General features: G+C 69.9%; 22 protein-coding genes. 6 read left to right on the top strand and 16 right to left on the bottom strand.

Features of this window, described 5'->3' with window-relative positions; genetic code table 11:
* Window positions 1–29 precede the first annotated feature (29 nt).
* Both zwf and R9X41_RS02455 read left to right on the top strand, forming a co-directional pair.
* Window positions 30–1,496: a glucose-6-phosphate dehydrogenase gene (gene zwf, locus R9X41_RS02460; protein ID WP_318633320.1), complete on the top strand. Its 1,467-nt coding sequence runs from the start codon at window positions 30–32 to the stop codon at window positions 1,494–1,496.
* Window positions 1,497–1,649: 153 nt separating this feature from the next.
* Complete coding sequence (locus R9X41_RS02455; protein WP_318635127.1) at window positions 1,650–2,495, top strand: MurR/RpiR family transcriptional regulator; 846 nt, start codon at window positions 1,650–1,652, stop codon at window positions 2,493–2,495.
* A gap of 7 nt (window positions 2,496–2,502) precedes the next feature.
* On the opposite strand, the gene R9X41_RS02450 is transcribed toward R9X41_RS02455, so the two are convergent.
* Window positions 2,503–3,333, bottom strand: a complete 831-nt coding sequence (locus R9X41_RS02450; protein ID WP_318633319.1) for a response regulator — start codon at window positions 3,331–3,333, stop codon at window positions 2,503–2,505.
* Complete coding sequence (locus R9X41_RS02445) at window positions 3,330–3,566, bottom strand: hypothetical protein (protein ID WP_318633318.1); 237 nt, start codon at window positions 3,564–3,566, stop codon at window positions 3,330–3,332. The genes R9X41_RS02450 and R9X41_RS02445 overlap by 4 nt, the downstream gene beginning before the upstream one ends.
* Before the next feature lie 139 nt (window positions 3,567–3,705).
* On the opposite strand from R9X41_RS02445, the gene R9X41_RS02440 reads away from it, so the two are divergent.
* The 3 genes from R9X41_RS02440 to R9X41_RS02430 are packed head-to-tail and all read left to right on the top strand — an operon-like array spanning window position 3,706 to window position 6,827.
* Complete coding sequence (locus tag R9X41_RS02440) at window positions 3,706–4,635, top strand: peptidase associated/transthyretin-like domain-containing protein (RefSeq protein ID WP_318633317.1); 930 nt, start codon at window positions 3,706–3,708, stop codon at window positions 4,633–4,635.
* A gap of 45 nt (window positions 4,636–4,680) precedes the next feature.
* Window positions 4,681–5,577, top strand: a complete 897-nt coding sequence (locus tag R9X41_RS02435; RefSeq protein WP_318633316.1) for a DUF6502 family protein — start codon at window positions 4,681–4,683, stop codon at window positions 5,575–5,577.
* Window positions 5,574–6,827 carry a hypothetical protein gene (locus R9X41_RS02430; protein ID WP_318633315.1) on the top strand — a complete coding sequence of 418 codons (1,254 nt, stop codon included), beginning with the start codon at window positions 5,574–5,576 and terminating at the stop codon, window positions 6,825–6,827. Before R9X41_RS02435 ends, R9X41_RS02430 begins: the two co-directional genes overlap by 4 nt.
* Window positions 6,828–6,855: 28 nt before the next feature.
* Here R9X41_RS02430 and R9X41_RS02425 read toward each other — a convergent pair whose 3' ends face one another.
* From R9X41_RS02425 to R9X41_RS02380, 10 genes are all read right to left on the bottom strand, one after another.
* Entirely contained in the window at window positions 6,856–7,047 is a 192-nt protein-coding gene (locus R9X41_RS02425; RefSeq protein ID WP_318633314.1) for a hypothetical protein, read from the bottom strand.
* Window positions 7,048–7,075: 28 nt separating this feature from the next.
* Window positions 7,076–7,396, bottom strand: a complete 321-nt coding sequence (locus tag R9X41_RS02420) for an I78 family peptidase inhibitor (RefSeq protein ID WP_318633313.1) — start codon at window positions 7,394–7,396, stop codon at window positions 7,076–7,078.
* On the bottom strand, window positions 7,393–7,866 hold the full coding sequence (locus R9X41_RS02415) for a hypothetical protein (protein ID WP_318633312.1): 474 nt from the start codon (window positions 7,864–7,866) through the stop codon (window positions 7,393–7,395). The genes R9X41_RS02420 and R9X41_RS02415 overlap by 4 nt, the downstream gene beginning before the upstream one ends.
* 438 nt (window positions 7,867–8,304) lie before the next feature.
* A complete protein-coding gene (locus tag R9X41_RS02410; protein WP_318633311.1) occupies window positions 8,305–9,522 on the bottom strand; it encodes a Yip1 family protein in 1,218 nt (405 codons plus the stop codon).
* Between the two features lie 123 nt (window positions 9,523–9,645).
* Window positions 9,646–10,407 (bottom strand): lysophospholipid acyltransferase family protein, encoded by a 762-nt coding sequence (locus tag R9X41_RS02405; RefSeq protein ID WP_412556693.1) that lies wholly within the window; start codon window positions 10,405–10,407, stop codon window positions 9,646–9,648.
* Window positions 10,408–10,422: 15 nt separating this feature from the next.
* Window positions 10,423–11,736 (bottom strand): dihydroorotase, encoded by a 1,314-nt coding sequence (locus tag R9X41_RS02400; RefSeq protein ID WP_318633309.1) that lies wholly within the window; start codon window positions 11,734–11,736, stop codon window positions 10,423–10,425.
* A gap of 170 nt (window positions 11,737–11,906) precedes the next feature.
* A complete protein-coding gene (locus R9X41_RS02395) occupies window positions 11,907–12,863 on the bottom strand; it encodes an aspartate carbamoyltransferase catalytic subunit (protein ID WP_318633308.1) in 957 nt (318 codons plus the stop codon).
* Window position 12,864: 1 nt separating this feature from the next.
* A complete protein-coding gene (pyrR, locus tag R9X41_RS02390; protein ID WP_318633307.1) occupies window positions 12,865–13,389 on the bottom strand; it encodes a bifunctional pyr operon transcriptional regulator/uracil phosphoribosyltransferase PyrR in 525 nt (174 codons plus the stop codon).
* A complete protein-coding gene (ruvX, locus tag R9X41_RS02385; protein WP_318633306.1) occupies window positions 13,386–13,802 on the bottom strand; it encodes a Holliday junction resolvase RuvX in 417 nt (138 codons plus the stop codon). Before ruvX ends, pyrR begins: the two co-directional genes overlap by 4 nt.
* Window positions 13,799–14,398: a YqgE/AlgH family protein gene (locus tag R9X41_RS02380; RefSeq protein ID WP_318633305.1), complete on the bottom strand. Its 600-nt coding sequence runs from the start codon at window positions 14,396–14,398 to the stop codon at window positions 13,799–13,801. Before R9X41_RS02380 ends, ruvX begins: the two co-directional genes overlap by 4 nt.
* Before the next feature lie 38 nt (window positions 14,399–14,436).
* Here R9X41_RS02380 and R9X41_RS02375 point away from each other — a divergent pair, with 38 nt between their 5' ends.
* Window positions 14,437–15,900: a cryptochrome/photolyase family protein gene (locus R9X41_RS02375; protein WP_318633304.1), complete on the top strand. Its 1,464-nt coding sequence runs from the start codon at window positions 14,437–14,439 to the stop codon at window positions 15,898–15,900.
* On the opposite strand, the gene R9X41_RS02370 is transcribed toward R9X41_RS02375, so the two are convergent.
* From R9X41_RS02370 to R9X41_RS02355, 4 genes are all read right to left on the bottom strand, one after another.
* Complete coding sequence (locus R9X41_RS02370; protein WP_318633303.1) at window positions 15,879–16,295, bottom strand: hypothetical protein; 417 nt, start codon at window positions 16,293–16,295, stop codon at window positions 15,879–15,881. The two genes, R9X41_RS02375 and R9X41_RS02370, sit on opposite strands and share 22 nt — an antisense overlap.
* Before the next feature lie 104 nt (window positions 16,296–16,399).
* Window positions 16,400–22,144, bottom strand: coding sequence for a hybrid sensor histidine kinase/response regulator (locus R9X41_RS02365; RefSeq protein ID WP_318633302.1), 5,745 nt, complete (start codon window positions 22,142–22,144; stop codon window positions 16,400–16,402).
* 23 nt (window positions 22,145–22,167) lie between these two features.
* Complete coding sequence (locus tag R9X41_RS02360) at window positions 22,168–24,369, bottom strand: methyl-accepting chemotaxis protein (protein WP_412556692.1); 2,202 nt, start codon at window positions 24,367–24,369, stop codon at window positions 22,168–22,170.
* Between the two features lie 313 nt (window positions 24,370–24,682).
* Window positions 24,683–25,213 carry a chemotaxis protein CheW gene (locus tag R9X41_RS02355; RefSeq protein ID WP_318633300.1) on the bottom strand — a complete coding sequence of 177 codons (531 nt, stop codon included), beginning with the start codon at window positions 25,211–25,213 and terminating at the stop codon, window positions 24,683–24,685.
* Between the last annotated feature and the right edge of the window lie 11 nt (window positions 25,214–25,224).

Raw genomic sequence — 25,224 nt, 5'->3', positions numbered from 1 at the left:
TCTTTGTCCTCCCCCACGGAGCCCTCTGCATGTCCTTCGACCTCGTACTTTTCGGCGGCACCGGCGACCTTGCCTGGCGCAAGCTGATGCCCGCGCTTTTTCAGGCCTTTCGCCACGGCAGCCTGCCAGCGAACGGCCGCATCATCGGTGTGGCGCGCGACGACCTCAGCGACCAGGCCTATCGCGACCTGATTCGCGCCCGCTTCGAGGAAGTGGAAGGTTCCAAGCGCCCCAACCCGGATGAGTTCGAGAAGTTCGCCAGCCTGCTGCATTTCGTGCGGCTCGATCTCTCCAAGCCCGAGGACTACGCCCGGCTCAAGGCCCGGCTCGATACCCGTTCGGCCGACACCGTGGTGATGTACCTGGCGACCTCGCCGGCGCTGTTCACCACCGCCTGCGAACAGATCGGCAAATCGGGCCTGGCCACGCCGCGCACCCGCATCGTGCTGGAAAAGCCCCTCGGCCACGACCTCGCCTCCAACCGCCAGATCAACGAGACGGTGCGGGCGGTGTTCGACGAACAGCAGATCTTCCGCATCGACCACTACCTGGGCAAACCGTCGGTGCAGAACCTGTTCGCGCTGCGCTTCGGCAACGCCTTGTTCGAGCCGCTGTGGAAGCGCGAGTACATCGCCAACATCCAGATCACCATCGCCGAAGACCTGGGCGTGGAAAAACGCGGTGCCTTCTACGAGACCACCGGCGCGCTGCGCGACATGGTGCAGAACCATGCCCTGCAGCTGTTGTGCGCGGTGGCGATGGAGCCGCCGATCAATTCAAGCGCCGACGCGATTCGTGACGAAAAGCTCAAGGTGCTGCGGTCGCTCAAGCCCTGGACGCAGGAATCGCTGGAGCGCCATACGGTGCGCGGGCAGTACGTGGCCGGCACCGCGTACGGCGAGCGGGTGCAGGGCTACCGCGAAGAGCCCGGCGTCGATCCGGAAAGCCGCACCGAGACCTTCGTCGCGCTGCGCACCGAGATCGAGAACTGGCGCTGGAGCGGCGTGCCTTTCTACATTCGCACCGGCAAGCGGCTGGGTTCGCGCGATGCACGCATCGAGGTCAATTTTCGGCCGACGCCGCATCCGATCTTTCCAACGCCGGCGGGCGCCTTCAACCAGCTGGCGATCAGCCTGCAGCCCAAGGACGGGCTGGAGCTGCATCTGCTGGCGCAAGGACAGGATTCGCGCGGCAAGGGCGCGCGCGCCGACGGCACGGCGCTGTCGCCGGTGCAGCTGGACCTGGATTTCGAAAAACGATTCGGCAGCGAGCGGGTGGGCGCCTACGAGCGGCTGCTGCTCGATGTGATCGCCGGCCGCCTGAATCTGTTCGTGCGCTCGGACGAACAGGAAGCGGCGTGGCGCTGGGTGGAGCCGATTCTCGATTTCTGGCAGACCGGCAAGCCGCGCAGCTATGCGGCCGGGACCTGGGGGCCGAGCGCGTCCAGCGCCATGATTGCGCGCGACGGACACTGCTGGTCAGAAGAAAATGGATGACCTCCAGGCTTTCCCACTTCGTGTGGACGCCTTCCCCCGTCCCGGGGGCAACGCTGGTCGTCCGGCGAAGCCGGCCCGACGGCGTTCTTGGGTTTTTCGGCTCGTGCTTCGCACCTTGCCGTGGAGGGCGCGGTGATGGTTGAGGCCAACGGCATGCTGGAGCGCATCCGGGCGTCGCTTCCTTCCTTGGCGCCGGCGGAGCAGCGGGTCGCCAGGCTGGTGCTGGAGGATGCGCGGACGTTCGCGACGCTGCCGGTGACCGAGCTTGCCGACCGGGCGCATGTGAGCAAGCCGACCGTGGTGCGCTTTTGCCGCAGCATCGGCTACGACGGACTGGCGGATTTCAAGCTCAAGCTCGCGGGCAGCGTGAGCGAAGGCGTGCCCTTCGTGCATCGCAGCGTCGATACCGACGACAAGACCGGCGACGTGATGGTGAAGGTGATCGACAACACGGTCGCCGCGTTTCTGCGCTATCGCAACGAGGCCAGCACCGCCATGCTCGAACGCGCGGCGGCGTCGCTGGCGGCCACCTACCAGACCGGGCGACGCATCGAGTTCTACGGTGCAGGCAACTCCGGCATCGTGGCGCAGGACGCGCAGCACAAGTTCTTCCGCCTGGGCATCACCTCCATCGCCTACAGCGATGGCCATATGCAGGTGATGGGCGCGACGTTGCTCGGGCCGGGTGACTGCGTGGTGATCATCTCCAACTCCGGCCGCACCCGCGACCTGATGGACGCGGCCGACATCGCCCGCCGCAACGGCGCAACCACCATCGTGATCACCGCCAGCGGCTCGCCACTGGCCGCCGCCGGGCATATCCACCTGGCGGCCGACCATCCGGAAGGCTACGACCGCTACAGCCCGATGGTGTCGCGGCTGCTGCACCTGATGGTGATCGACATCCTGGCGACCTGCGTGGCCCTGCGCATCGGCTCGCCGCTGCAACCCCGGCTGCAGCAGATGAAAGCCAACCTGCGCAGCAAGCGCTACGCCTGAAGCCGGGTCAGGCGAACACGCGGGTCGCGCGTTCGCCGCTGCGTCCGGCCGAAAGGCCCGGATAGGGCGCCATGGTCTCGATGGGCGGCAGTGGCCGCGCCATCCAGTCGACGGCACCAGAGCCACCCACCGAGGCCGGCGCTTCGTAGATGTAGCCCCGGCCACGCACGGTGCGGATCAGCGGGGTGGCGGCCGTGTCGTCTTCGAGCTTGCGCCGCAGCCGCGACACCAGCAGGTCGATGCCCCGGTCGGCGACACGCATCTCGCGGCCACGCGCGCTCGACATCAGATGCTCCCGGCTCAGCACCACGCGTGGCGCGGACAGAAACGCCATCAGCAGCCGGTATTCGGACGCGGACAGCGACACGTTGCCGCCGCCGCTCGCGGCCACCAGGCGCCGTTCGTCGCGCCGCAGTTCCCACCGGCCCACCGTGATGCCGCGCGGCGGCGACATCGGGCAGGCCGCGCGGTCGGGCACCCGCCGCAGGATCGCCCGCATGCGCGCCAGCAGTTCGCGCGGCTCGCAGGGCTTGCAGACGTAGTCGTCGGCGCCGAGTTCCAGGCCGATGATGCGGTCGGCCGGCTCGATGCGCCGGCTGAGCACCACGACCGGAATGTTGGTCTCTCGGCGGATCTGCTGCATGAGTGTCATGCCGTTGGCTTTGGACAGCACCAGATCCATCACCACCAGGTCCGGCCGATGGCTGCTGAGCAGCGCGTGGATTTCCTCGCTCTCGTTGGCCATGCGCACGTCGAAACCGAAATCCACCAGAAACCCGCGCAGCCGATCGACACCGTCGCGGTCATCGTCGACCAGCAACACGCTCGGCCGGATCATTGCGCGGCCCCCATCGGCTTGCCGCCGGCCGGGCGCGCCGCGAGCACCGCGCCGATCTGCTCGCAGACGCCGGTGACGGTCTCGCCCCGGTGTCCCTGGAAGCTCACCGTGGCGCCGGCCGCCTTGCCGTTGCAGGCCGCGACCGCTTTCGGCGGCGGGCCAGGCGGCGCACCATCGGGTCGGGTGCCCTGGGCACTGGCGGCAGACGCGGCCCAGGCGAGCGAAAGAGACATCAGAACCGGGAGACAGAACGGGGATTTCATGCGACATGCCTGACGAAAAGCGCCAGGTCCTTGGTGATTTGTACATTGACTGTATGGGATTTTTTCCCATACAGTCAATGCGATCCCGCCGACTTTTCACCCCAGAAACATGAAATCCGCCAGCTCCACGACTGCGACCCACGAAGCGCACGACCACGATCTAGGCCTGCGGCACGACCTGCGCGTGCTCGCCCGCCAGAGCCAGGAACGCCGACGCATGCTCGGCTTGCTGACCGGTGTCGGCGGCTCGCTGTGGCTGCCGGGCTGCGGTGGCGGCGGTGGTGACAGCGGCACGTCGGTGGCGGCTTCCAGTTCGTCCACGACGACGACCGGCACCACGACATCCACCGTCAACACCACCACCAGCGCTTCCGCCACCACCTGCATCGCCGACCCGACCGAAACCGCCGGCCCCTATCCCGCCGACGGCAGCAACCGGGCCAACGGCAGCGTCGTCAACGTGCTGGTCGCCAGCGGCATCGTGCGCAGCAACATCCGCTCGAGCTTCGGCACCAGCACCACGACCGCCGCCGGCGTGCCGCTGGAGCTGACGGTGAGCCTGGTCAACACCAACGCGGCCTGCGCCGCGCTGTCGGGATATGCGATCTACCTCTGGCACTGCAACGCCGCCGGCCAGTACTCGCTCTACGACCTGCCGGCCGAGAACTACCTGCGCGGCGTGCAGGTGAGCGACGACCTTGGCCAGGCGACCTTTCTCAGCATCTTTCCCGGCTGTTACTCGGGCCGCTATCCGCACATCCACTTCGAGGTCTACCGCAGCGGGTCGACCGCCACCCAGGGCAGCAACGCCCTGCTCACCTCGCAGATGGCCCTGCCGCGCGAGGCCTGCACCGCCGTCTACGCGGCCGACTCCACCACTTATTCCGGCAGCACGGCCAACCTGTCGCGGGTCACCACCGCCAACGACAACGTCTTCGGCGACAACACTGCCGCCCAGATCGCCGCGCAGACACCGACACTCGCCGGCGGCCGCACGACCGGCTACACCGGCACGATCGTCATCGGCCTGGCGCTCTGAAAAATCGGCGCGCGGCGACAATCGATCCTCGCCGCCCGCACCCGCATGTCCACCGAACCCGAACCCGCCGCCGCGCTGAAACAGCCGGCCCAGACCCTGGCCCATGTGCTGCGGGTGATGCGGCCGCTGGCGCGCTGGCTGGTGCGCGCGGGCATCGGCCACAAGGTGCTGGCCGACGCGCTCAAGCCCGTGTTCCTGGAAGCCGCCCGCGCCGAGCTGCAGCGGCACGGCCAGCGCGAGACCGACTCGGGCCTGAGCACCCTGTCGGGCCTGCACCGCAAGGACGTGCGTGCGCTGGGCGCCGAATCGGTCGGCGAGCTGCCGCCGGAGCGGCCCGCCCGCGCGACAGCCGCGCAGGTGCTGGTGAGTCGCTGGCTCGCCGAGGGCCTGCCGCAGCGGCTGCCGGTCGGCGGTGAAGGGCCCTCCTTCGACGCCCTGGCGCGCGCGGTTTCGGTCGACGTCCATCCCCGCACACTCATGCGCGAGTTGCTGCGGCTCGGCGTGGCGACCGAGGACGGCGACCACATCGAACTGCGGCGCGAGGCTTTCGTGCCCGACCGCCGCCATGCCGAAGCCGGCGGCCTGGTGGCCGACAGCGTCGCCGACCACCTCGCCGCCGGCGTGCACAACCTCACCGGCGACGGGCCGGTGCGCTTCCTGGAGCAGAGCGTGTTCGCCGACCAGCTCAGCGAAGCCTCGGTGCGCGAACTCGAGGCGCTGGGCAACAAGCTCTGGAAGCAGGTGCTCGGCCAGATGGTGAAGGCCGCCACCGTGCTCGAAGCCCGCGACGCCGCGGCCGGCGCCACGCCGCATCCCGCCCTGCCCCGCCCGGACCAGCGCATCCGCCTGGGCATGTATTGCTATTCGACCCGCATGGCGCCCCTGACCCCGCCTGCCGCCACCGCCGCCGAGCCGGAACACAAGAAAGACTCCCTTCCATGATGCGGCTCGCCGTCTCTTCCATTCGTCCGCCGGCCTGGCGGGTGCTGCTCGCCGGCTGGGCGATGGCCGCCTGCGCCCTGCTGGCTGGCTGCGGCGGTGGTGTGTTCGCCGGGGTCGGCAGTGGTGGCAGCGGCGTGGCCGAAGGCACGCTGAGCGGCTTCGGCAGCGTCATCGTCGACGGCGTCGAATACAGCGAACTCGCCCTGGCCGACGCCGACCGCAGTGGCCTGAAGCTCGGCCAGCGCCTGCGGCTGGTATTCGACGCGAACAACAACGCGCAGTCGGTGGAAGTGCGCCCGCAGCTGCGCGGACCGGTCACCGCCGCGCTCGACGCCGACGGCTGGTCGCGCATCGCTGGCCAGTGGGTGCGCGTGGTGATGGACAACGACGACATCTCGCGCAGCGGCATCACCCTGCTCGACGGCTTCGGTGGCACCGCCATCGCCGCCGGACAGGACGCCGTGGCCTACGGCTCCTGGGCCTGGGATCCGGTGAAGGCATCGCAGGTGCTGATCGCCACGCGCGTGGAGCGGCTGGCCACGCCGGCCGATCCGGTGCTGCTCGGCGGTGTGGCGATGGCGGTCGGCGACAGCGGTTTCCGACTCAACGCCACCAACGGCACCGCCGTCAGTGCCACACGCATGCCGGCCATCGGCGAAGGCACCATCGTGTCGCTGCAGGTCGCGCGCAGCGGGCTGGTGGCCGACGGTCAGGGTGCCGTGGCCATGCTCGCCGCACTCGACGTGCAGGACGCGAGCCTGGGCGCGGTCGACCTGAGCGGCTATCAGACCATCCGCCTCGGCGGCCTGGCCAACCGGGTCGACAGCACCGGCGGAACGGTCACCATCCAGGGAACGACGCTGCGGGTGGCGGGCGGGGCAACCGGCTTCTCCGACGGGCAGTTCGTACGGGCCACTGCGGAAGGTGGCACCGGCTCGCCGGGCCCGGCCGATGTTCGCCAGCGCGGCCGGTCGCCGGTCGGCATGCCGGGAGACGATGGCACCGGCCTGGTGACCGAACTCAAGGGCTTGTTGGCGGGCGTCGACTGGACTGCCGCGTCGGTCACTTTCGTGCTGCGTGGGGTGACCGTGCAGGCCGATGCCGCGCAGATCGCGCAGGCATGCCGGTCGGCCGGCAGCTCGCAGACGCTGTACGTGGTCGTGACCGGCTATTCGCCCTCACCCGTCGCGCCCTTGCGGGCCAATGCGGTGAGCTGCACCAGCGACCTGACCGCGGCCAGCGACGTCTGAAGGCCACCGTCGAGGTGGCCTCGAAAGTTCAGATCTTCGTCACGCCCCGGTTGCGCGAGGGCTGGGTCTTGCGCTCCTCGTTCAGCGCTTCGTTGCTGCCGGCCTTGGGCGGCGGCGAGCCGGATGACGATGCTCCGGCATCGTCATCAAGGCGCGAAGCGCTGGGACGAGCCGGTTCGGCTTGTGGCGCTGGCTTCTGGATATCGCTGGGCTTGGTCATGGCTTGTCCTTGGGGAAGATGTCGGGCCTCAGCCGCAGCGCACCGCCACGATCTGGCCCTGTTGGTCGGTCTCGAGGTCGAGACGCGAATCACGTTGCTCGTCGTCATGGACCACGCCGGGCCGCAGCACCCGTACCACCCGCGCGCCGGAGCGCACACGCGCGTCTTCGGCAAGGCGTTCGTCCACGGTCTTGCCCAGGACGAAACGGGCAGGAACCTCGCTGCAGGTGCCGCCGTCCTGGAGGGACGGGTCGGGTACGAAGGGCGGGACGGAAGTGATGCGCACGTAACCGCAGCCATGGAGAAGCGGCAGTACGAGCAGGGTGGCGAGCAGGCGTGGTCGGTTCATCGGGTCCCGTTGTTGATGTCGCGCAGGGGCGCGTTCTGGCGCTCCCGGTATGCGCCATCGAGGGCGATGGCGCGCTGGCCGCTATTTTGCGGCCCCAGCAGCGGATCGCTCACTGCCGGCAGGTCGCGTTGTGCGTTGGCCCGCGCACGCGGTCCATTCAAGGCGTTGTTGCCACCGTAACGGCCTTGCACATTGACGCCGGCGCCGGAATTCACGTTCGGGTTGATCGTCACGCCCGGCCCGACGCCGCCGAGACCCACACCACCGACGCCACCGTTGGCCGAACTGCTGGCGCCCGGCGCGCTGGCCGCCGCGGCAGCCCCCACCGACACCTGCGCGGTGGCCGACAGGCCATAAGCCGCTGCCGCCAGCACCGCACCTCGGGCGACCAGGCGGAACATGCCGCGCACCGTGGACGACACCGCGGCGGCATGAATGGATTCGGGATATGTGACGGAAGGCGTGTTCATCTCAGCAACTCCTCGCGCCCTTAGCGCGTGTGTTCGATGAAAGCGAGCCTAGGCAGGCACCGGGCGCACGGCCCTCGGCCTGACCAGCGTCGGCCTGTCAGCCGCAACCGATAAGCGACCCGGGAAGACCGCCGTCGGCGCGCTCGTACGTGCGCTCATCCCCTCGGCCGTCACACGGCGCGATGCCGGAAGTGCACATTGATCACCGTTGCGGACCAACCGGATCACAACGCTTACCGATTCAAGCACCGAACGAGGACAACACCATGAAATCACTCATCCTGTGGATCTGCGGCGTACCCATCAGCGTCATCATTCTGCTGAAGGTTTTCGGCGTCTTCTGAACAACACCCGTCATTGCGAGTGGGGCATAACCAGCCCCCCAATCCATGAGGCCACCTTGCGTGGCCTCTTTTTTTTGCGCCGGTCCGGGCCGGATCAGGGCGGCGTGGTGCTGCGGCGCAGGTTCTCCAGCAGATTGAGGTCGAGCTGGCTGGACGCCGCCTTCACGTCGTCGAGCGTCATGCGCTGCCCGGTCAGCTCGGCGACCACGCCGTTGCGCAGCGTGGTGGTGAACTGCGCGAAGCTGCCGTCCTTGCGATAGTTCTCGTGGAGGATGCGGCCACCCTCCTGCCAGGTGCGCTCGGATTCGACCGCGTTCTCGCGTTCGCCCTGCACCACCGCGCCCGTGTCGGCCATAAGTCGGCGCATGTGGCCCAGATCGGTGAGTTCCACCCGCAGGCGCTGATCGCCGCTGGCGTAGTCGGCGCGCGCATTGCTGGCTTCGCGGTCGCCCACGCGGCCGCCCTGCATCTCGATCGAGCGGCGGCCGAACGGGCCCAGGGTTTCGGGCAAAGCCGCCTTGAGCGCAGCGGCGGGCACTACGCCCTTGTCCGAGTCGACCGCCGGCGCGACCTTGCCGGTCTGCACGCCCTGCTGCTTCTGCAGCGCGGCGTCCTGCTGATCGCTGGCCGAGGCCATGCGCTGGGCCGCATCGGCCATCTGCTGCGACGCGGTCGCCAGGCTCGTCGCATCCAGCCGCAGCAGGCCGCCGGGGGTATGCATGGCGACCTCGGCGCCGCCCAGGCCGGCGAACAGGAAATGCGTCATCGCCGAATTACCCAGCACGCCCACCACCGCACCGGCCAGCACCACCACGGCGGTGTAGGGAACGCTGCGCTTGGGCGCGCAACGCATGACGATCGGGATGCCGGTGAAAACGAGGTAGGCCGAATACAGCGCGGCCAGCAAGGCCAGCGGCGCCAGCGGCGGCACCAGCAGAAAGAAGCCACCGGCGAGCGCGGCGGCCGCGCCATGCACCACGAGCTTGAAGCTGCGCGTGGCCTCGGCCCGCCCGCCGAAGGTGGGCGCGACCATGGCGGTGACGATGGCCACCACGCTCAGCCCGATCACCGCCAGCAGGTAGAGCGACAGCGCCTGCAAGGCACCGACCGTCCACGGCAGGCGGACGGTGATGCCGCCGCCGCGAATGCCGACCAGGCAAAGCCCGAGCGCGCTGCACACGGCCGGAACAGCGGCCAGCGGCAACAGGGCGCGCACCATGGTCCGGCCGATGCCGGCGGGTTCCTCGTCGATGCGCCGCCATTCGGCACGCGGTTGCAGCAGGAGATTCTTGACGCGGGCGAACAGACTCATCGAAAAAAAGCAGGGTGGCAGTGCCGCATCGGGCCGCTGCGAGGTCGGGTTCGAAAATTCGGGAAGCTCGCCATCATGCGTGCAAGAGATGACCCGACGGCTCGGGCGCATCCCCGAGTTGTTTCAGGGCGTTGCGAAATCGCGCGGCCCTCGCAGCAGGGAATCGACCTCGTCGTGCAGCGCCTGCGCCCAGGCCCGGCGGTCGAGCGCGCCGGCAGCCAAGGGCGTGCCGAAGCGCACCACCGCGCAGAGCGGCTCGGCGCGCAGCGTGCGCCACAGCGAAGCCATCAGGGTGTCGTCGCCGACATACGTGGCCACGGACGAGGGCCGGCCGGTCGCCGCATCCACGTAATGGATGCCGACCGGCAAGGCCGGCGCGCCGACCGAGATCGCCGCCTGCAGCATGTTGGCGTGAAAGGGCAGCAGCTTCGTGCCGTCGCCGGTCGTGCCTTCCGGGAACACCGCCACGATGTCGCCGCTGGCCAGCGCTTCGGCCGTGCGGTGTACCGTGCGCAGGGCGTCGCGCCGCGAGGCCCGCTCGATGAACAGCGTGCCGGCAGCATCGGACACCACGCCGATCAGCGGCCAGCTACGGATCTCGGCCTTGGCGATGAAGCGTGACCGCCGCGCGGCCTGCACCGCCAGGATGTCGAGCCAGGAGGTGTGGTTGGCCACGATCAGCAGCGGCCCGCCGGCGGGCCGCTCGCCCTCCACCCGCAGGCCGATGTTGAGGATGCGCAGCATGCCCGCGGCCCACTGCTCGGTGCAGGCCTCGCGTTCGGCCTGGGTGAAACCCGGAAAACGCCGCCGGATCAGCCAGAGGCCCCAAAGCCCCTGGACGGCCGCGCGCGCGATGCGCAGCGCGGCTGTCGCGTCTCGAAGCAATCCCAAGATCGGCTTCTAGCGGCCGCCAGCCTCGTGCACCACCATGCCGCCGACCAGCGTGAAGCGCACCCGGCCCGGCAGTTCGTAGCCCGTGAACGGGGTGTACTTGCCCTGGCTGCGCAGGGCCGCGTCGGCCACGGTCCAGCGCTCGGCGGGGTCGAACACGCAGACGTCGGCCACGCCGCCGCTGGCCAGGCGCCCGCAGCTGGCCTGCAGAGTGCCGAGCGCGCCGCCCAGCACGCCGGCCGGCGCGCTGGTGAGCACCGCGATCGCGCGCGCCAAGGCGCCGGGCGTGCCGCGTTCCTCGGCCCACTTCACCGCCAGGCTCAACAGCAGCTCCAGCCCGGTGGCGCCCGGCTCGGCTTCGGCGAAGGGCAGCACCTTCATGTCTTCGTCCACCGGCGCGTGGTCGGACACCAGCGCGTCGATGGTGCCGTCGGCCAGCGCCGCGCGCAGCGCATCGCGGTCGCGCTGCTGGCGCAGCGGTGGATCGAGGCGCGCGCGGCTGTCGAAGAAGCCGATGTCGGCGTCGGTGAGATGCAGCGAATTCACGCTCACGTCGCAGGTGATGCGCAGGCCCTCGGCCTTGGCGCGCCGCACCAGCTCGACGCCTGCCGCGCTGGAGAGCCGGCACAGGTGCACATGCGCGCCGGTCGTCTTCTGCAGCTCGAAGATGGTGTGCAGCGCGATCGTCTCGGCGGCCACCGGCACGCCCGACAAGCCCAGCCGCGTGGCCAGCGCGCCGCTGGCCGCCACGCCCTTGCCGAGCTGGCCGTCCTGCGGCCGCAGCCACACCGTGTAGCCGTAGGTGGCGGCGTACTGCAGCGCGCGTTGCAGCACCTGCGGGTTCTTCAGGGCCACATCGGCCTGCCCGAATCCGACGCAGCCGGCCTCGGTCAGCTCGGCCATCTCGGTCAGCACCTCGCCCTGCAGGCTGCGCGTCAGCGCGCCCAGCGGGAACAGCCGGGCCTGGTGCAGCTTCTCGGCGCGGAACTTGAGCATCTCCACCAGCCCCGGCTCGTCGAGCACCGGATCGGTATCGGGCGGGCAGACCAGGCTGGTCACGCCCCCGGTCACCGCCGCCGCCATCTCGCTCTCGAGCATGCGTTCGTGTTCGTAGCCCGGCTCCCGCAGTCGTGCGGAGAGGTCGACCAGCCCCGGCGCGACGATGCAGCCGGACGCGTCGATCGTGCGCTCCGGCGCGAAGTCCGCCGGCGCCGAATCAGGCCCGATGCCCACGATGCGCCCGCTGGCGATGGCCACGTCGGCCACGCCGTCGAAGCCGGATGCCGGATCGATGACCCGGCCGTTGGTGATGAGAATCTTCATGGCATGTCCCGTGACAGTGCGTTAGGCATTAATGGTGCATTCGGCCGACCGCAGCCCGCAACGAGCGGCATGCCCCAGAACGCCGCCGGGCCGGCTCTGCCGGAAGGCCAGCGTTGCCCCCTGAAAGGGGGAAGGCGAAGCGACACGAAGTGCGCGAAGACTGGGGGTGGTCATGCACTCGCGACGATGGACATCACGGCCATTCGGACCGCGATGCCGAACGTCACCTGCGGCAGGATCACGCTCTGCGCCCCGTCCACCACCGCCGAGTCGATCTCCACTCCGCGGTTGATCGGCCCCGGGTGCATCACGATCGCGTCGGGCTTGGCCAGCCGCAGCTTCTCCGGCGTCAGGCCGAAATGCTTGAAGTACTCCTGCGACGACGGCAGCATCGCGCCGGTCATGCGCTCGTTCTGCAACCGCAGCATGATGATCACGTCGGCGCCGCGGATGCCGTCCTCGAGGTTGTGGAACACCTTCACGCCCATCTGCGACATGTCCGAGGGCACCAGCGTCTTGGGGCCAACCACCCGCACCTCGGGGCAGCCGAGCGTGGTCAGGCCGTGGATGTCGGAGCGCGCCACCCGCGAGTGCAGCACGTCGCCCACGATGGCCACCGTGAGCCCGGTGAAATCCTTCTTGTAGTGGCGGATCGTGAACATGTCCAGCATGCCCTGCGTGGGGTGCGCGTGGCGACCGTCGCCGGCATTGATCACATGCACGTGCGGCGCCACGTGCTGGGCGATGAGGTAGGGCGCGCCCGACTCGCTGTGCCGCACCACGAACAGGTCGGCCGCCATGGCCGAGAGGTTGGCGATGGTGTCGAGCAGCGACTCGCCCTTGCTCGCCGACGAGCGCGCGATGTCGAGGTTGATCACGTCGGCCGACAGCCGCTTGGCCGCGATCTCGAAGGTGGTGCGGGTGCGGGTGGAGTTTTCGAAGAACAGGTTGAATACGCTCTTGCCGCGCAGCAGCGGCACCTTCTTCACCTCGCGGTCGTTGACGCTGGTGAAGTTGGCGGCCGTATCCAGGATGTGGGTAAGGATGTCGCGCGGCAGTCCTTCGATGGACAGCAGATGGATCAGCTCGCCGTTCTTGTTGAGTTGGGGATTGCGTTTGGCGAGCATGTCAGGCGCTCTCGACTTGGAAGGTGAATCGGCCATCGGCGGCGTCGCGGCCCAGCGCCAGTTGCTGGCCGGCCGGCAGCGCCACCCGGGCGGCGGCGAAATCGGCCTGCACCGGCAGTTCACGCCCGCCCCGGTCGACCAGCACCGCGAGCTTCACGCTGGCCGGGCGGCCGTAGTCGAACAGCTCGTTGATCACCGCGCGGATGGTGCGGCCGGTGTAGAGCACGTCGTCGAGCAGCACCACGTCGGCGCCGTCCACATCGAAGGGCAGCGTGGTCTGCGCGCTGGCCGCCAGGCCGCGCTGGGCGAAGTCGTCGCGGTGCATGGCCGAGGAGATGACGCCCGGCGCGTCGGGCAGGCCGAGCTCGGGCTGCAGACGCTGGGCCAGCCAGACGCCGCCGGAGGCGATGCCGACCAGGCGGGTGCGTGGTGTGAGCAGGCCGCGCACACCGCGCGCGAGCTCGCCGTAGAGCGCCTCGGCGTCGAGGAACAGGGCGCCCGGTGCGCCGTTGGAGGAAGAACTCAATCGAGGCTCCTGAGGAATTGTTCGAGGATGATGCAGGCCGATGCCGCATCGGCGTCGCGGGCGCCGGCGGCCAGCGCCTCGGTGGTGCTGTAGCGCTCGTCCACCTCGTAGACCGGCAGGCCGAAACGGCCGTGCAGCTGGCGCGCGAAACGGCGCGCCTTGTGGGTGTTGTCGTGCTCGGCGCCGTCGGGGTGGAAGGGCACGCCGACGACCAGCGCGTCGGGCTGCCACTCCTTGATGCGGGCGGCGATGGGCACGAAGCGGGCGTTTCCCTCGGCCGCGACCGTGGCCTGCGGCGTGGCGGTGCGCAGCAGGCGGTTGCCGCTGGCCACGCCGGTGCGCTTCTGGCCGTAGTCGAACGCGAGGAAAGTCTGAAAACCGGCGGGAACGGGACGGGCGGCCATGCCGCTCATGCGCGACCCGCGCTGGGAGAGATCATCCAGGACTCCAGGCCGAGCAGCTTGAGCGCCACGTCGTAGCGCTTTTCGACCGGCGTGTCGAAGATCACGCTGGTGTCGGCGCCGACGGTGAGCCAGCTGTTTTCGGCGAGTTCGCTCTCGAGCTGGCCCTCGCCCCAGGACGAATACCCCAGCGTCACCAGCACCCGCTTGGGGCCGGCGCCGGTGGAGATGGCTTCGAGCACGTCCTTGGAGGTGGTCATTTCGAGCCCGCCGGGAATGGTCATGGTGGAGGCGTAGACCGATTCGTCGGCCGCCACGCCGATGGCGTCGACCGCGTCGTGCAGCACGAAGCCGCGCTCGGTCTGCACCGGGCCGCCGTTGAAGACCGGCGTTTCGCTGAGGTCGCTGCGGCTCAGCGAGAGATCGACCTTGGCGAAGAGCTTCTTGAGGTTGATGTCGCTGGGCTTGTTGATGATCAGGCCGAGCGCGCCCTTGGCGCTGTGTTCGCAGAGATAGATCACGCTGCGGTCGAACGGGGCATCTTCGAGCCCCGGCATGGCGATCAGGAAGTGATGCGTCAGGTTGATGGGGGCAGAATCGGCAGACATGGCCCGATTTTAGGCCCGCACGCGAACACCCCCATTCCATGGACAAGAAGTATTCCGCCGGCCTCGTCTGGTTTCGTCGCGACCTGCGCATCGACGACCACGCCGCCCTGCACCACGCCCTGCGCCAATGCGCCAAGGTGTATTGCGCCTTTGTCTTCGACACCGCCATCCTCGAGTCGCTGCCGCGCGCCGACCGGCGGGTGGAGTTCATCCACGACTCGGTGGTGGAGCTCGACCGCGCCCTGCGCCAGCTCGCCGGCCACGAGGCCGCCGGATTGATCACGGTGCACGGCAAGGCGCAGACGGTGCTGCCGCACATCGCACGCGACCTGGGCGTGCAGGCGGTGTTCGCCAGCCACGACGACGAGCCGTACGCCATCGAGCGCGACGCCCAGGTGCTGGGGGCGCTGGCCAACGCGGGCATCCTGCTGCTGCTCGGCAAGGACCACGTGATCTTCGAGCGCGACGAGGTCATGACGCAGGCCGGCACCGCCTTCAGCGTGTTCACGCCCTACAAGCGCGCCTGGCTGAAGAAGGTGGACTCCTTCTACCTGCGCGGTTATCCGGTCGAGAAACACGCCGCCGCACTGGTCGGCCGGCCGGAGCGCTTTCGCGAGGCGGTGCCACCGCTGTCGCGCCTGGGTTTCGAGCCGACCAACCTGAAGGAGCTGGGCATTCCCACCGGCATGAGCGGCGGCCAGGAGCTGTGGGAAGACTTCTTCGACCGCATCGACGATTACGACGCCACCCGCAACTACCCCGGCGTGAAGGGGCCGAGCTACCTGGGCATTCACCTGCGTTTCGGCACGGTGTCTATCCGCGGGCTGGCCCATGCCGCCTACCAGCGCATGCAGCACGGCAGCAAGGGCGCGGAGACCTGGCTGGGCGAGCTCATCTGGCGCGACTTCTTCACCCAGGTCATGTTCCACAAGCCGGAGGTGATCGGCCACGCCTACCGGCCGGAATTCGACGCACTGAAATTCGAGCACGGCAAGCAGGCCGATGCGCATTTCAAGGCCTGGTGCGAGGGCCGCACCGGCTATCCGCTGGTGGATGCGGCCATGGCGCAGATCAACCAGTCGGGCTACATGCACAACCGGCTGCGCATGGTGGCGGCGAGCTTTCTGATCAAGGACCTGGGCATCGACTGGCGGCGTGGCGAGGCCTACTTCGCCGAGCACCTGAACGATTTCGAGCTCTCCAGCAACAACGGCAACTGGCAGTGGGCCGCCTCCACCGGCTGCGATTCGCAGCCCTGGTTCCGCATTTTCAATCCGGTCACCCAGAGCAAGCGATTCGATCCGCAGGGCAAGTTCATCCGGCGCTACCTGCCGCAACTCGCGAAGCTGTCGGACGAGCAGATCCACGCGCCCTGGAAGGCCTCGCCGATCGAGCTGGAAGCCGCCGGCGTGGTGCTGGGCCGCGACTACCCCGAGCCGCTCGTCGACCACGAGACGGCCCGGCAACAGACGCTGGCGCGCTACGGGGCGGTCCGCTCCTGAGACAGGTCTCGGTCTGGCCGGGGCAGGGTCTTGATGTTCCACAGGACGCGCAGCAGGTCGGGGTCGCGCAGAGCATGCCGCATCGGATAGCCGCTCGGTCCGTGCAGGCTGTCGTAAAGGCTCAGGTCGCGCCATCGGGCAGGCGGGCGCGCGGAGGTGCGTGCGATGGCCGGCGGAGAGAAGTCGGTCGATACGGACGCCGTGTCCTCGTGGGCAGGCAAGTGGGCCAGCCCGGGCGAGCCGGACGATGCGGCATCGACGGTGATGTTGATATTGAGGTCGACGATGACGACCGGCGTGCCTGCCAGCGTGGGCACCGAGGCTTGGCCGGGTGGTGTCAGCGTCGCCGCCGGCAGTGACGACGCCGCGGCCAAGCCCGATGAAAAATCGATCATGGAAATCCTGTCTCTGTAGGTATGAAGGAACACCTACCTTAGCCAGCACCCCCCGCCCGCCAGCCACCAAGCCGTACCCGGCGCCACGCGCCCGAAACGCGGGTTCAGTCCGGCCTGTCGTCCGACGTTTGGTCCGACATTTCGGCGCTGGCATGGCGGCGCACCAGTGCCAGCAACTCGTCTTCCGGATAGGGCTTGCCGAGGTAGTGGCTGGCGCCGAGCGACATCGCATGGTCGCGGTGCTTGGCGGCGATGCGCGAGGTGATCATCACCACCGGCAGCGAGGCGGTGGCCGGCTCCGCGCGGATCTGCCGCAGCAGGTCGAAGCCGTCCATGCGCGGCATTTCGATGTCGGACAGCACCAGCGCCGGCCGCTCCTCGCGCAGGCGTTCGAGCGCCTGCATGCCGTCGACGGCCAGCGCCACCCGGTAACCCTCGCGGCGCAGCAGGCGCTGGGTGACGCGGCGCACGGTGATCGAGTCGTCGACCACCAGCACCAGCGGCTGGAGCGCCACGGCATCGACCGCCGGCACTGAAGCGTCAGCGCCGTTCGCATCGCCGGCCGCGATGCCCGCGCGGATGCGATCGCCATACACATTGAGCAGGGCGACCGGGTTGTAGACCGGCAGCACCGCGCCCGACGGCAGCACCGTCATCGCCGACAGACCGGGCAGGCCCGCGAGCTGCGGTCCGAGGTTCTTGATCACCACTTCCTGCTGACCCAGCACCTCGTCGACATGCAGCGCGAGCATCTGCTGGGCGCTGCGCACCACCACCACCGGGCGGGTGCGGCCGACCGGCTCGCGGCTGCCTTGCGAGGACTGCAGCAACGCGCCGCACCAGAAGAAGGGAATCGCCGCGCCGCCGTGCGGCAGGCTGCCGGCCGCATAGGCCGCGTCGAGCTCGGCCACCGTGGCGCGCCGCACCACCTCGACCACCGTGGCCGGCACGCCGATCGTCAACGTGCCCGCGCGCAGCGACAGCACCTGGGTGACCGCCGTGGTCAGCGGCAGCGTCAAGGTGAAACGCAGCCCCTGGCCGGCGAGCGAATGCACCGCCACCTGGCCACCGGCCGCCTGCACCTCGGAACGCACCACGTCGAGCCCCACGCCGCGGCCGGCCAGTTCGGTGAGTTCGGACGCGGTGGAAAAACCCGGTGCGAAGATCAGCTCGGCGAGCGCACTTTCGCTCGGCTGTGCATCGGCTGCCAGCAGGCCACGCGCCTGGGCCTTGTCGCGGATGCGGCGCAGGTCCAGGCCGGCGCCGTCGTCGGCGACGTCGATGGCGACGTCGTTGCCCTCCTGGCGCAGCGACAGCGCGATGCTGCCGATGGCCGCCTTGCCCAGCGACTGCCGCTCGGCCGGCGTCTCGATGCCGTGCACCACCGCGTTGCGCAGCAGGTGCTCGAAGGCCGGCATCAGCCGGTCGAGCAAACCACGGTCCATCTCGACCGACCCGCCGGTCACTTCCAGCGTGGCGGATTTGGCGGTGTCGCGCGAGGTCTGGCGCACGGTCGCGTGCAGCCGTTCGGTCACGCTGTCGAACTCCACCATGCGCGTGCGCAGCAGGTCGCGCTGCAGTTCGCGCGCCTGGCGGCCCTGGGCGACGAGTTCGTCTTCGGTACCCTGCAGGCCGCGCTGCAGGTTGCGCTGCACCGTGGCCACGTCGTCGACCGACTCGGCCATCATCCGCGTGAGTTCCTGCACCCGGGTGAAGCGGTCGAATTCGAGCGGATCGAAGCCGGCGGCGCTTTCCTTGCCCAGTGCCAGGCGCGACTGCATCTGCGACTCGGCCTGCAGCTCGACATCGCGCAACTGGCCGCGCAGCCGGTCGAGATTGCCGGTGAGTTCGGCCAGCGACTGCTGCATGCCCGCCAGCCGCGATTCGAGCCGCGACCGGCTGATGATGACTTCACCCGCTTCGTTGACCAGCCGGTCGAGCAGGCCGGCGCGCACCCGCACCGAGCCGCCGGCTGAGCGGCTCGGCGCGGTCAGCGGCGCACGCGCGGGCACCGGCACGCCGGTGCGCGGGGCGGATTCCGCGTCCGCTTCCGGTGCCGGAGGCAGGTCGATCGACGCGGGTGTTTCATTGGCAGACGGCGCCCTCGCCGGCTCGGCTTCCGCCAGGGCCTCGTGCCGGCGCGCGTCGTCGCTGCGCAAGGTGTCGAAGGCGGCGGTGATGGCGTCGAGATGGGCGAAGAGCGTGTGCCAGTCGTCGGCCGTGACCGTGTCACTCTGCCCGATCGCTTCCACATCGGTTTCGAAGGCGTGGGCGATATCGCCGAGCCGCACCGCGCCTGCCAGCCGCGCGCTGCCCTTCAAGGTGTGCAGCAGGCGCAGCGTTTCCTGCCGCCCGCTATCGTCGGCGGCGTCGTTCGACCAGCGGCGCAGGGCGCCCCCGAGTTTAGGCAGCAGGTCGAGCGCTTCTTCTTCGAAGATCGGGAAGAGGTCGGGGTCGATGCGGTCCGGCTCGGTCGCCGCATCGCTGTTTTCCGCGACCGGTGGCTCTGCCGTTTCTTCCGCGTCGAAGTTGGCATCGAACGCATCGTCGCGCTCGGCACTGCGCAGAAAACTCGCGGCCGAGGGCAGATCGTCCGCCGGCGCGGCCGCGTCGATCAGCGCCTGCAAGGCCCGCAGAAGGCGCGGCGTGGCCTGCTTCAGGAAACCGGCGGCGAACTGGTGCAGCAAGCGGCGGATGTCTTCGGCCGAATCGACGAACACGCCCGCCTGGTGCGGCGTGCCACCGGGTTGGCCATGCAGCAGGTCGAGCGCCTGTTCCAGCAGCCGGGCGATGCCGGCGAGCGACTCGAATCCCACGGTCGCCGAGCTGCCGGCCAGCGAATGCGCCAGGCCGCTCGCCGAGGCGGGCAGCGGGCGGTGCAGTTCCAGCGCCCATTCGCCGAGTTCGGCGAGCAGGCGGCGCGACCATTCGTCGGCCTCGTTGAGGTAGATGTTGTAGAGCGGGATCGGGATCCGCAGCGAGTCGATGACCTTGACCTCATCGGCCTCGGCGCCGAGCTGCAGGCCCAGGTCCAGGCCGGTTTCCTGGCGGTCGACCGGATCCGGTTCGCGCGTGACGGGCTCGGCTTGCGTCACGGGCTCGGGCGCCGCTTGCGCAATGGATTGCGTCTCGGACGCTGGTTCGGCAGAAGACTCGGGCGGAGACTCCGGCTCGGACCCGATGTCCGGCGGCGCGACGTCATCGGTCGATGGCGAGGCATCGCGTTCGCTGATCGTCTCGGCCTCGAGTTCAGGTGCGGGTTCGGGCCAGGACTCGGCAGCGGGCTCGGTCTGCACGATGTCGGGCACCGGCATTTCCTCGTCCTGCGGGGGCCGGGCCGGACGCATCGCCGCGTCGGCGTCGTCCCGCAACGCGTCGGCTGGCCCCGCGGAGTCCGCGAGCGCGTCGGTGAAAGCCGAAAAATCCAGCTCCTGGACTTCGATACGGCCGGTGTCCGGCGTTTGCACGGCGGCAGGCTCGGGTACCGCGTCCACCTCCACGGTGTCCGGCGCTTTCGCCATGGCAGCCTGGTCGATTTCATCCGGCAGCACGACGGCCTCGCCACCGAAACGCAGCGCGTCGGCGGCTTGGCGGATGGCGGCCGCATCGCGTGTGCCGTCCGTACCGGCAGCGATGTCGGCGACCCACCAGCCGAGTTGATCCAGCACCCGCCGCGCCAGGACGCGATGCGCCTGCGGAAACGCGTCCTGCTCGGCCAGCCAGCTGTTGAGCAGTTGCTCCATCGCCCAGGCGGCTTCGCCGAATCGGTCGAGCCCGACCATGCGGGCGCTGCCCTTGAGCGTGTGGAACGCGCGCCGCAGGGCCGTCTGTTCGCCGAGGTCTTCGGCCTGTGCGTCGAGCCGGTCGACCGATGCGAGGCCGGCAGCGATCACCTCGCGCGCCTCGTCCAGGAAGACGGTGCGCAGTTCGTCGTCGCCGTCGGTTTCTGCCGGACCGGCTGCATCGAGCTGAACTGGCTTGAGTCGATCCGGCTCGGGCACGGCCTCGGCGACCGGCTCGGCGGCAACTTGGGCCACGACTTCGGCGATAAGCGCCGCCGGCGGCGTTTCGGCCGATGCCGGCAAACGCGCCATGACCGAGCGCAGCACGCCGCGCGCCTCGTCGAACACGAAGAGCCGGCGCGCCAGCATCGGCTGGTAGGCCAGCATGTCGATCAGAAAACCCAGCGCGCCCAGGCTGGAGCCGAGCGCGTCGAAGACGGCGTCGCGTTCGTGCGCTGTGGCCGGCAGGCCGACCAGCAGGCGTTCGACCTGGTCGCGCATGCGCACCGACGCCTGCGCCGCCTGCTCCAGGCCCAGCACCGCCAGCACGCCGCGCATGCGGGTCAGCTGATTGGGCACCGGCAGCAGCGGCGCGGTTTCCTGCGGCGCGCGGAAGAACAGGTCGAGCGAATGTTCGGCTTCGTGCAGCGAGGCGCGCAGTTCCTCGACCACGCTGCCCATGGTCTGGCGCTCGCTGACGTGGCGGTAGAGTTCCTCCATCCACGCGTCCAAAGGCTCGGGCACCGCCGCGTCGCCCGCGCGATCGAGCCGGCCGGCGAGCACGGCGGCACGCGCGGCCACGTCTTCGTCGGCGGTGTCCAGCGTTTCGTAGGCGGCCTGCAGGTAAAGCAGCGAGGTGGCGACTTCCATGGCCAGCGCGGTGCCCGGCGGCCGGCCGGCGCGCAGCGTGGCCGCCATCGCCCGGCCGAGCGCATCGGCCAGCGGCGTGGCCGACGGATGCAGGCGCCGCAGCGAATCGGCGACCAGCTCGAACTGGTCGGCCGCCATCTGCAGCCGGCCCCGGTCGCCGCCGGTGAGCGCCGCCCACGATTCGGTGGCGTTGGCGATGCGCTTGCGTGCCTGCGACAGCAGCGCCGGATCGAAGCGGCCGAAGCGCGGCCGCTCGTAGTCGTGGGGCGCGTCGTCGGGCATCGCCCAGGCCTGGCGCACCGCGTCGAGCGCGGGCGCCTCGCCCGGCGCCGGGCGGCGGGCATGGGCGCAGAAGAAGAGCAGATCGCGCAGCAGGGCCGGCTGCACCGCGTCGCCCCGGACCAGGGCGGGGTACTGCATCAGCACCCGCGAGGCGATGCGCTTGGCGTGCAGGTCGTGCGGCAGCAGGTCGAGCGCCTGGGCTTCGAAGAAGGCGGCGCAGACCTGCCAGAAGCGATGGGCCTCGCCATGGCTCTCGTCGGCGGGCAGGCCGGCGGCCAGGCGCTGCGACAGCTCGGCCAGCATGCGCGCGGCCTGCGGATCGCCGGTCTTGACGACGGCGAGCACCTTCTGGTCGAACTGCGCCCGGGCGGCCGTGCCGTAGGCCAGGGGCGCGGCCGAGCCGACGGGCGCCACCCGGGTGTCACCGGCTTCGGTGTCCCAAAGCTCGGCCGGATGCACGTTCGCCACGCCGGCCAGCGCCTGCAGTTCGCGGTATTGGGGAAACAGCCCGACGGCCGAATGGTGCTTGCCGGCCAGTTGGGCGTCGAGAAATTCGCCTAGCGCGAACGCGCAACGCTCCAGCACCGACAGCGCAGCGGCGTCGCAGCGCTGGGGTTCGGCCGCGAACTGCTGGGCGGCCGCCTCCATGGCGCCGACCAGCCGCGCCAGGGGCCGCATGCCGACCATTTCCAGCGCGCCGGCGGCCTGGTGCAGATGGTGGCGCGCGGCGCGGGCCAGTGCGGTGTCGGGTGCGGCAGCATCGGGATCGCCGGCCACGGCCACGCCAAGCTGGAAGCGGCGCAGGCCCTTGAGCGCGGCGTCGATCTGGCGACGCAGTTCGGGCGCGATCCAGGCCAGCGGGCCGATGTCTTTGCCGGAGGATTCCGGCGCGGCGAGGTCGGGGGCGATGGCCATGGACTATGTGTTTTCGTCGCGACCTAGGCGATCTTGAAGCGCGCGACCGACTGGCGCAGCTCGTCGGCGACCAGCGAAAGCTCGCGCACCTGCTGGGCGGTGGAGCGCGTGCCTTCGCCGGTCTGTTCGGTGACCACGAAGATGTGCTGGATGTTGCCGGCCACGCCGTTGGCCAAGCTCGCCTCGCGCGAGGCGGCGGTGGAAATTTCCTCGATCAGCTCGGCCAGCCGGCGCGACACGCGATCGATTTCCGACAGCGCGGTGCCGGCCGAGTCGGACAAGCGCGCGCCTTCGACCACGCCCTGGGTCGATCGCTCCATGGCGGCGACGGCGTCCTGCGTGTCGGCCTGGATGGCGCGGACCAGCGCGGAGATCTGCCGCGTGGCGTCGGCCGAGCGTTCGGCCAGGCGCTGCACTTCTTCGGCCACCACCGAGAAGCCGCGCCCGGCCTCACCGGCCGACGCCGCCTGAATGGCCGCGTTGAGCGCCAGCACGTTGGTCTGCTCGGTGATGTCGGAGATCAGTTCGGTGATCTCGCCGATCTCCTGCGACGACTCGCCCAGGCGCTTGATGCGCTTGGACGTGTCCTGGATCTGGTCGCGGATCGTGTTCATGCCGCCGATCGCGTCTTGCACCGCGCGCAGGCCCGAGTCGGCCGCCTGCAGCGATTGGCGCGCGACGGCGGCCGATTCCTGCGCCTGGCCGGACACATCGTTGATGCGCTCGGCCATGTCGAGCACCGACTGGCCGGTTTCGCGGATCTCGCGCAGCTGCTCGGTGGAGGTTTCGAGCAGCTCGCTGGAGGTGCTGTCGACCTGCGCGGTGGTCTGCGCCACCCGCGCGGCCGTGCTCTGCACCGCGCCGACCAGCGCGCGCAGTTCTTCCACCGTGTAGTTGACCGAGTCGGCGATGGCGCCGGTGATGTCTTCGGTGACCGTGGCCTCGTGGGTCAGGTCGCCCTCGGCCACCGCCTGCAGCTCGTTCATCAGGCGCAGGATCGCGGCCTGGTTGGCGTCGTTCACGCGGCGCGCCTCCTGCTGCATGCGCTCGGCCTGGCGCTGCTGGTTCTCGGCCTCCAGGCGCTGGCGCTCGGCGGCCGTCTGGCGTTTGCGGCTGTCGAGCAGCAGCACCCGTGCCAGCCCGAAAGCCGCGGCCACCGCGACCAGCGCGGCCAGCAGCATGGCCAGCAGCACCGACACGCTCAACCCGGCGTCCTGCGAGAGATGCGACTGCACCTTTTCCAGTGCGCGGCGCAGCGGTTCGCTATCCGACACGATGGCGACCTGCGCCTCGCGCGCCGACACCAGTCCCTGCAGGCTGCCGAGGATGGCCGCCGCCTGCGCGCGGGTGAGCTGGTAGCGCGCCAGCAGCGCCTGCAATTGCTCGCGCGTCTGCGGGTCGCGGGCGGGCGCCAGCCGCAGGTCGGCACTGCCTTCGAGCAGGCCGCGGGCGATTTCACTGAAGGTGTTCAGGTCCTTGCCGAGCAGGAAGACCGCCTCGGGGCTGACGCCTTCGGCGGTCTGGAACTCGTTGGCCGACTTGCCGATGCGCTGGGTCAGCATCACCAGCTGGTTGGCCGCCGCGATCTCGCCGACCGCGCCGCCCTGCTGCAGCCGCAGCGCGGCCACGTTCTCGGCAATTTCCAGCAGCTCGGACGACTGCTGGTTGATGTTGCGCAGCGAGCTGCCGACCTGGGTCAGCGTCTTTTCCTGGTTCATCACCGCGCGGGCATTGCGGGCGGCACGGTCGATGAGCGGCTTGGCCTCCCGCACGTCGGCGCCGTGACCGGCGTCGACCGGCGCGATGCCGAGTTCGCGGTCGCCGTCCAGCAGCGCGGTGCCGATGCGGCTGAGCGTGGCGGCGCTGTCGGCCACGTCCGGGAACGCTGCCTGGCTGCCGATGATGGCCTGCGAGGCCGACTTGGCCAGTCGCTGCGACTGCATCAGGGCCTGGCCGGTGGCGGCCAGTTGCTGCGCATTGGTATTGGCCTGCTGCAGCGCGAAGCCGGCCAGTGCGACCAGCAGCAGCACCGAAACCACCAGCACCGCGTAGAGCACCCGCTGGTGGCGGTTGATGCTGGCGCGGCCGAGCAGCGGCAGGGCCACCAGTTCGGAGGCTTCGAAGCCGGCCGGGTCGACCAGCCGGCTGGCCTGGTAGTCGGCCTCGATCGCCGCGGCCTGGGCATCCTGGTGCCGCTGCAGCTTGTCGGTGGCACGGCGATTCATCGTCGCGCCCGCGCCCGCATCGGCCCCGGGGCTCGGGCTGGGATGGGCCAGCATCGCCGACGCCGTCGGCAGGCCCTCGCTCGCCGGGCCGGGCGCGCGCGGTGCGGGCGCGGGCACCGGTGCGGCGTGGGCTTGCGGCTGCTCGGGAAGGGCGAAGCCGCCGGCGCGGGCACGGGCGATATCGGCGGAATTCGCCGGTGCCGCCTTGCCCGGTGCTGCCATTGGCGCCTGCCCGGACTTGCGAGCGAAAAGTTTTCCCAGTTGATCGGCGACGGACATGGAACGAGCCTGGCAAGAAAGAGGGAACGCTGCCTCAGGCCGCAATGCCGAGGAAGGAGGGATGGGCGGCGAGGGCCTGCAGGTCGATTTCCTGCCAGCGCTGCCGCTGTGGGTCGATGTAGACGGCGCCAAACCAGGTCGGCGCATCTTCGCTGCGGGCGTCGACCGCCGAAAAGGCTTCGCCGCCCCGCAGACCCGCAAGGCGGTCGATCACCAGCACGCACTGCACGCCGAGCAGCGCGTTGAAGCTCAGCAGGCTGGCCTCGGCCGGCAGGTTGGCGGCGCGGCGCGGCGCGACCCGCGGATCGACCAGGCTGCGCAGGTCGGCCACGCCGGCCAGGTTGCCGCGCAGGTTGGCCACGCCCAGGAACCAGGACGCGGTGTAGGGCACCGGCTGGACCGGGGTCGAGGGAAAGATCTCGCCGGCCTGGCTCAGGGGAAAGAGATAGCGGCCCGACCCGGCCTCGGCCGCCAGCCAGGCCAGCGACGAACCATCGTTGCGCGCGGCCTGCAGGCGGCTCGCGAGCCGGTTCTGAAGATCGCGCAGCGCCTGGCGGTTGGCCATGTCGGTCGGCC

The sequence above is a fragment of the Xylophilus sp. GOD-11R genome (genome assembly GCF_033546935.1).
Taxonomy (GTDB): domain Bacteria; phylum Pseudomonadota; class Gammaproteobacteria; order Burkholderiales; family Burkholderiaceae_C; genus Xylophilus.
Note: the sequence above shows the minus strand (reverse complement) of the source record. Positions and strands in the feature narration are given on the sequence as shown.

What these genes read in the sequence shown, in the direction of transcription:
- zwf (WP_318633320.1), top strand. Translation starts at nt 30, where the DNA reads ATGTCCTTCGACCTCGTACTTTTCGGCGGCACCGGCGACCTTGCCTGG.
- R9X41_RS02455 (WP_318635127.1), top strand. Translation starts at nt 1,650, where the DNA reads ATGCTGGAGCGCATCCGGGCGTCGCTTCCTTCCTTGGCGCCGGCGGAG.
- R9X41_RS02450 (WP_318633319.1), bottom strand. Translation starts at nt 3,333, where the DNA reads ATGATCCGGCCGAGCGTGTTGCTGGTCGACGATGACCGCGACGGTGTC.
- R9X41_RS02445 (WP_318633318.1), bottom strand. Translation starts at nt 3,566, where the DNA reads ATGTCTCTTTCGCTCGCCTGGGCCGCGTCTGCCGCCAGTGCCCAGGGC.
- R9X41_RS02440 (WP_318633317.1), top strand. Translation starts at nt 3,706, where the DNA reads ATGAAATCCGCCAGCTCCACGACTGCGACCCACGAAGCGCACGACCAC.
- R9X41_RS02435 (WP_318633316.1), top strand. Translation starts at nt 4,681, where the DNA reads ATGTCCACCGAACCCGAACCCGCCGCCGCGCTGAAACAGCCGGCCCAG.
- R9X41_RS02430 (WP_318633315.1), top strand. Translation starts at nt 5,574, where the DNA reads ATGATGCGGCTCGCCGTCTCTTCCATTCGTCCGCCGGCCTGGCGGGTG.
- R9X41_RS02425 (WP_318633314.1), bottom strand. Translation starts at nt 7,047, where the DNA reads ATGACCAAGCCCAGCGATATCCAGAAGCCAGCGCCACAAGCCGAACCG.
- R9X41_RS02420 (WP_318633313.1), bottom strand. Translation starts at nt 7,396, where the DNA reads ATGAACCGACCACGCCTGCTCGCCACCCTGCTCGTACTGCCGCTTCTC.
- R9X41_RS02415 (WP_318633312.1), bottom strand. Translation starts at nt 7,866, where the DNA reads ATGAACACGCCTTCCGTCACATATCCCGAATCCATTCATGCCGCCGCG.
- R9X41_RS02410 (WP_318633311.1), bottom strand. Translation starts at nt 9,522, where the DNA reads ATGAGTCTGTTCGCCCGCGTCAAGAATCTCCTGCTGCAACCGCGTGCC.
- R9X41_RS02400 (WP_318633309.1), bottom strand. Translation starts at nt 11,736, where the DNA reads ATGAAGATTCTCATCACCAACGGCCGGGTCATCGATCCGGCATCCGGC.
- R9X41_RS02395 (WP_318633308.1), bottom strand. Translation starts at nt 12,863, where the DNA reads ATGCTCGCCAAACGCAATCCCCAACTCAACAAGAACGGCGAGCTGATC.
- ruvX (WP_318633306.1), bottom strand. Translation starts at nt 13,802, where the DNA reads ATGAGCGGCATGGCCGCCCGTCCCGTTCCCGCCGGTTTTCAGACTTTC.
- R9X41_RS02380 (WP_318633305.1), bottom strand. Translation starts at nt 14,398, where the DNA reads ATGTCTGCCGATTCTGCCCCCATCAACCTGACGCATCACTTCCTGATC.
- R9X41_RS02375 (WP_318633304.1), top strand. Translation starts at nt 14,437, where the DNA reads ATGGACAAGAAGTATTCCGCCGGCCTCGTCTGGTTTCGTCGCGACCTG.
- R9X41_RS02370 (WP_318633303.1), bottom strand. Translation starts at nt 16,295, where the DNA reads ATGATCGATTTTTCATCGGGCTTGGCCGCGGCGTCGTCACTGCCGGCG.
- R9X41_RS02365 (WP_318633302.1), bottom strand. Translation starts at nt 22,144, where the DNA reads ATGGCCATCGCCCCCGACCTCGCCGCGCCGGAATCCTCCGGCAAAGAC.
- R9X41_RS02360 (WP_412556692.1), bottom strand. Translation starts at nt 24,369, where the DNA reads ATGAATCGCCGTGCCACCGACAAGCTGCAGCGGCACCAGGATGCCCAG.
- R9X41_RS02355 (WP_318633300.1), bottom strand. Translation starts at nt 25,213, where the DNA reads ATGGCCAACCGCCAGGCGCTGCGCGATCTTCAGAACCGGCTCGCGAGC.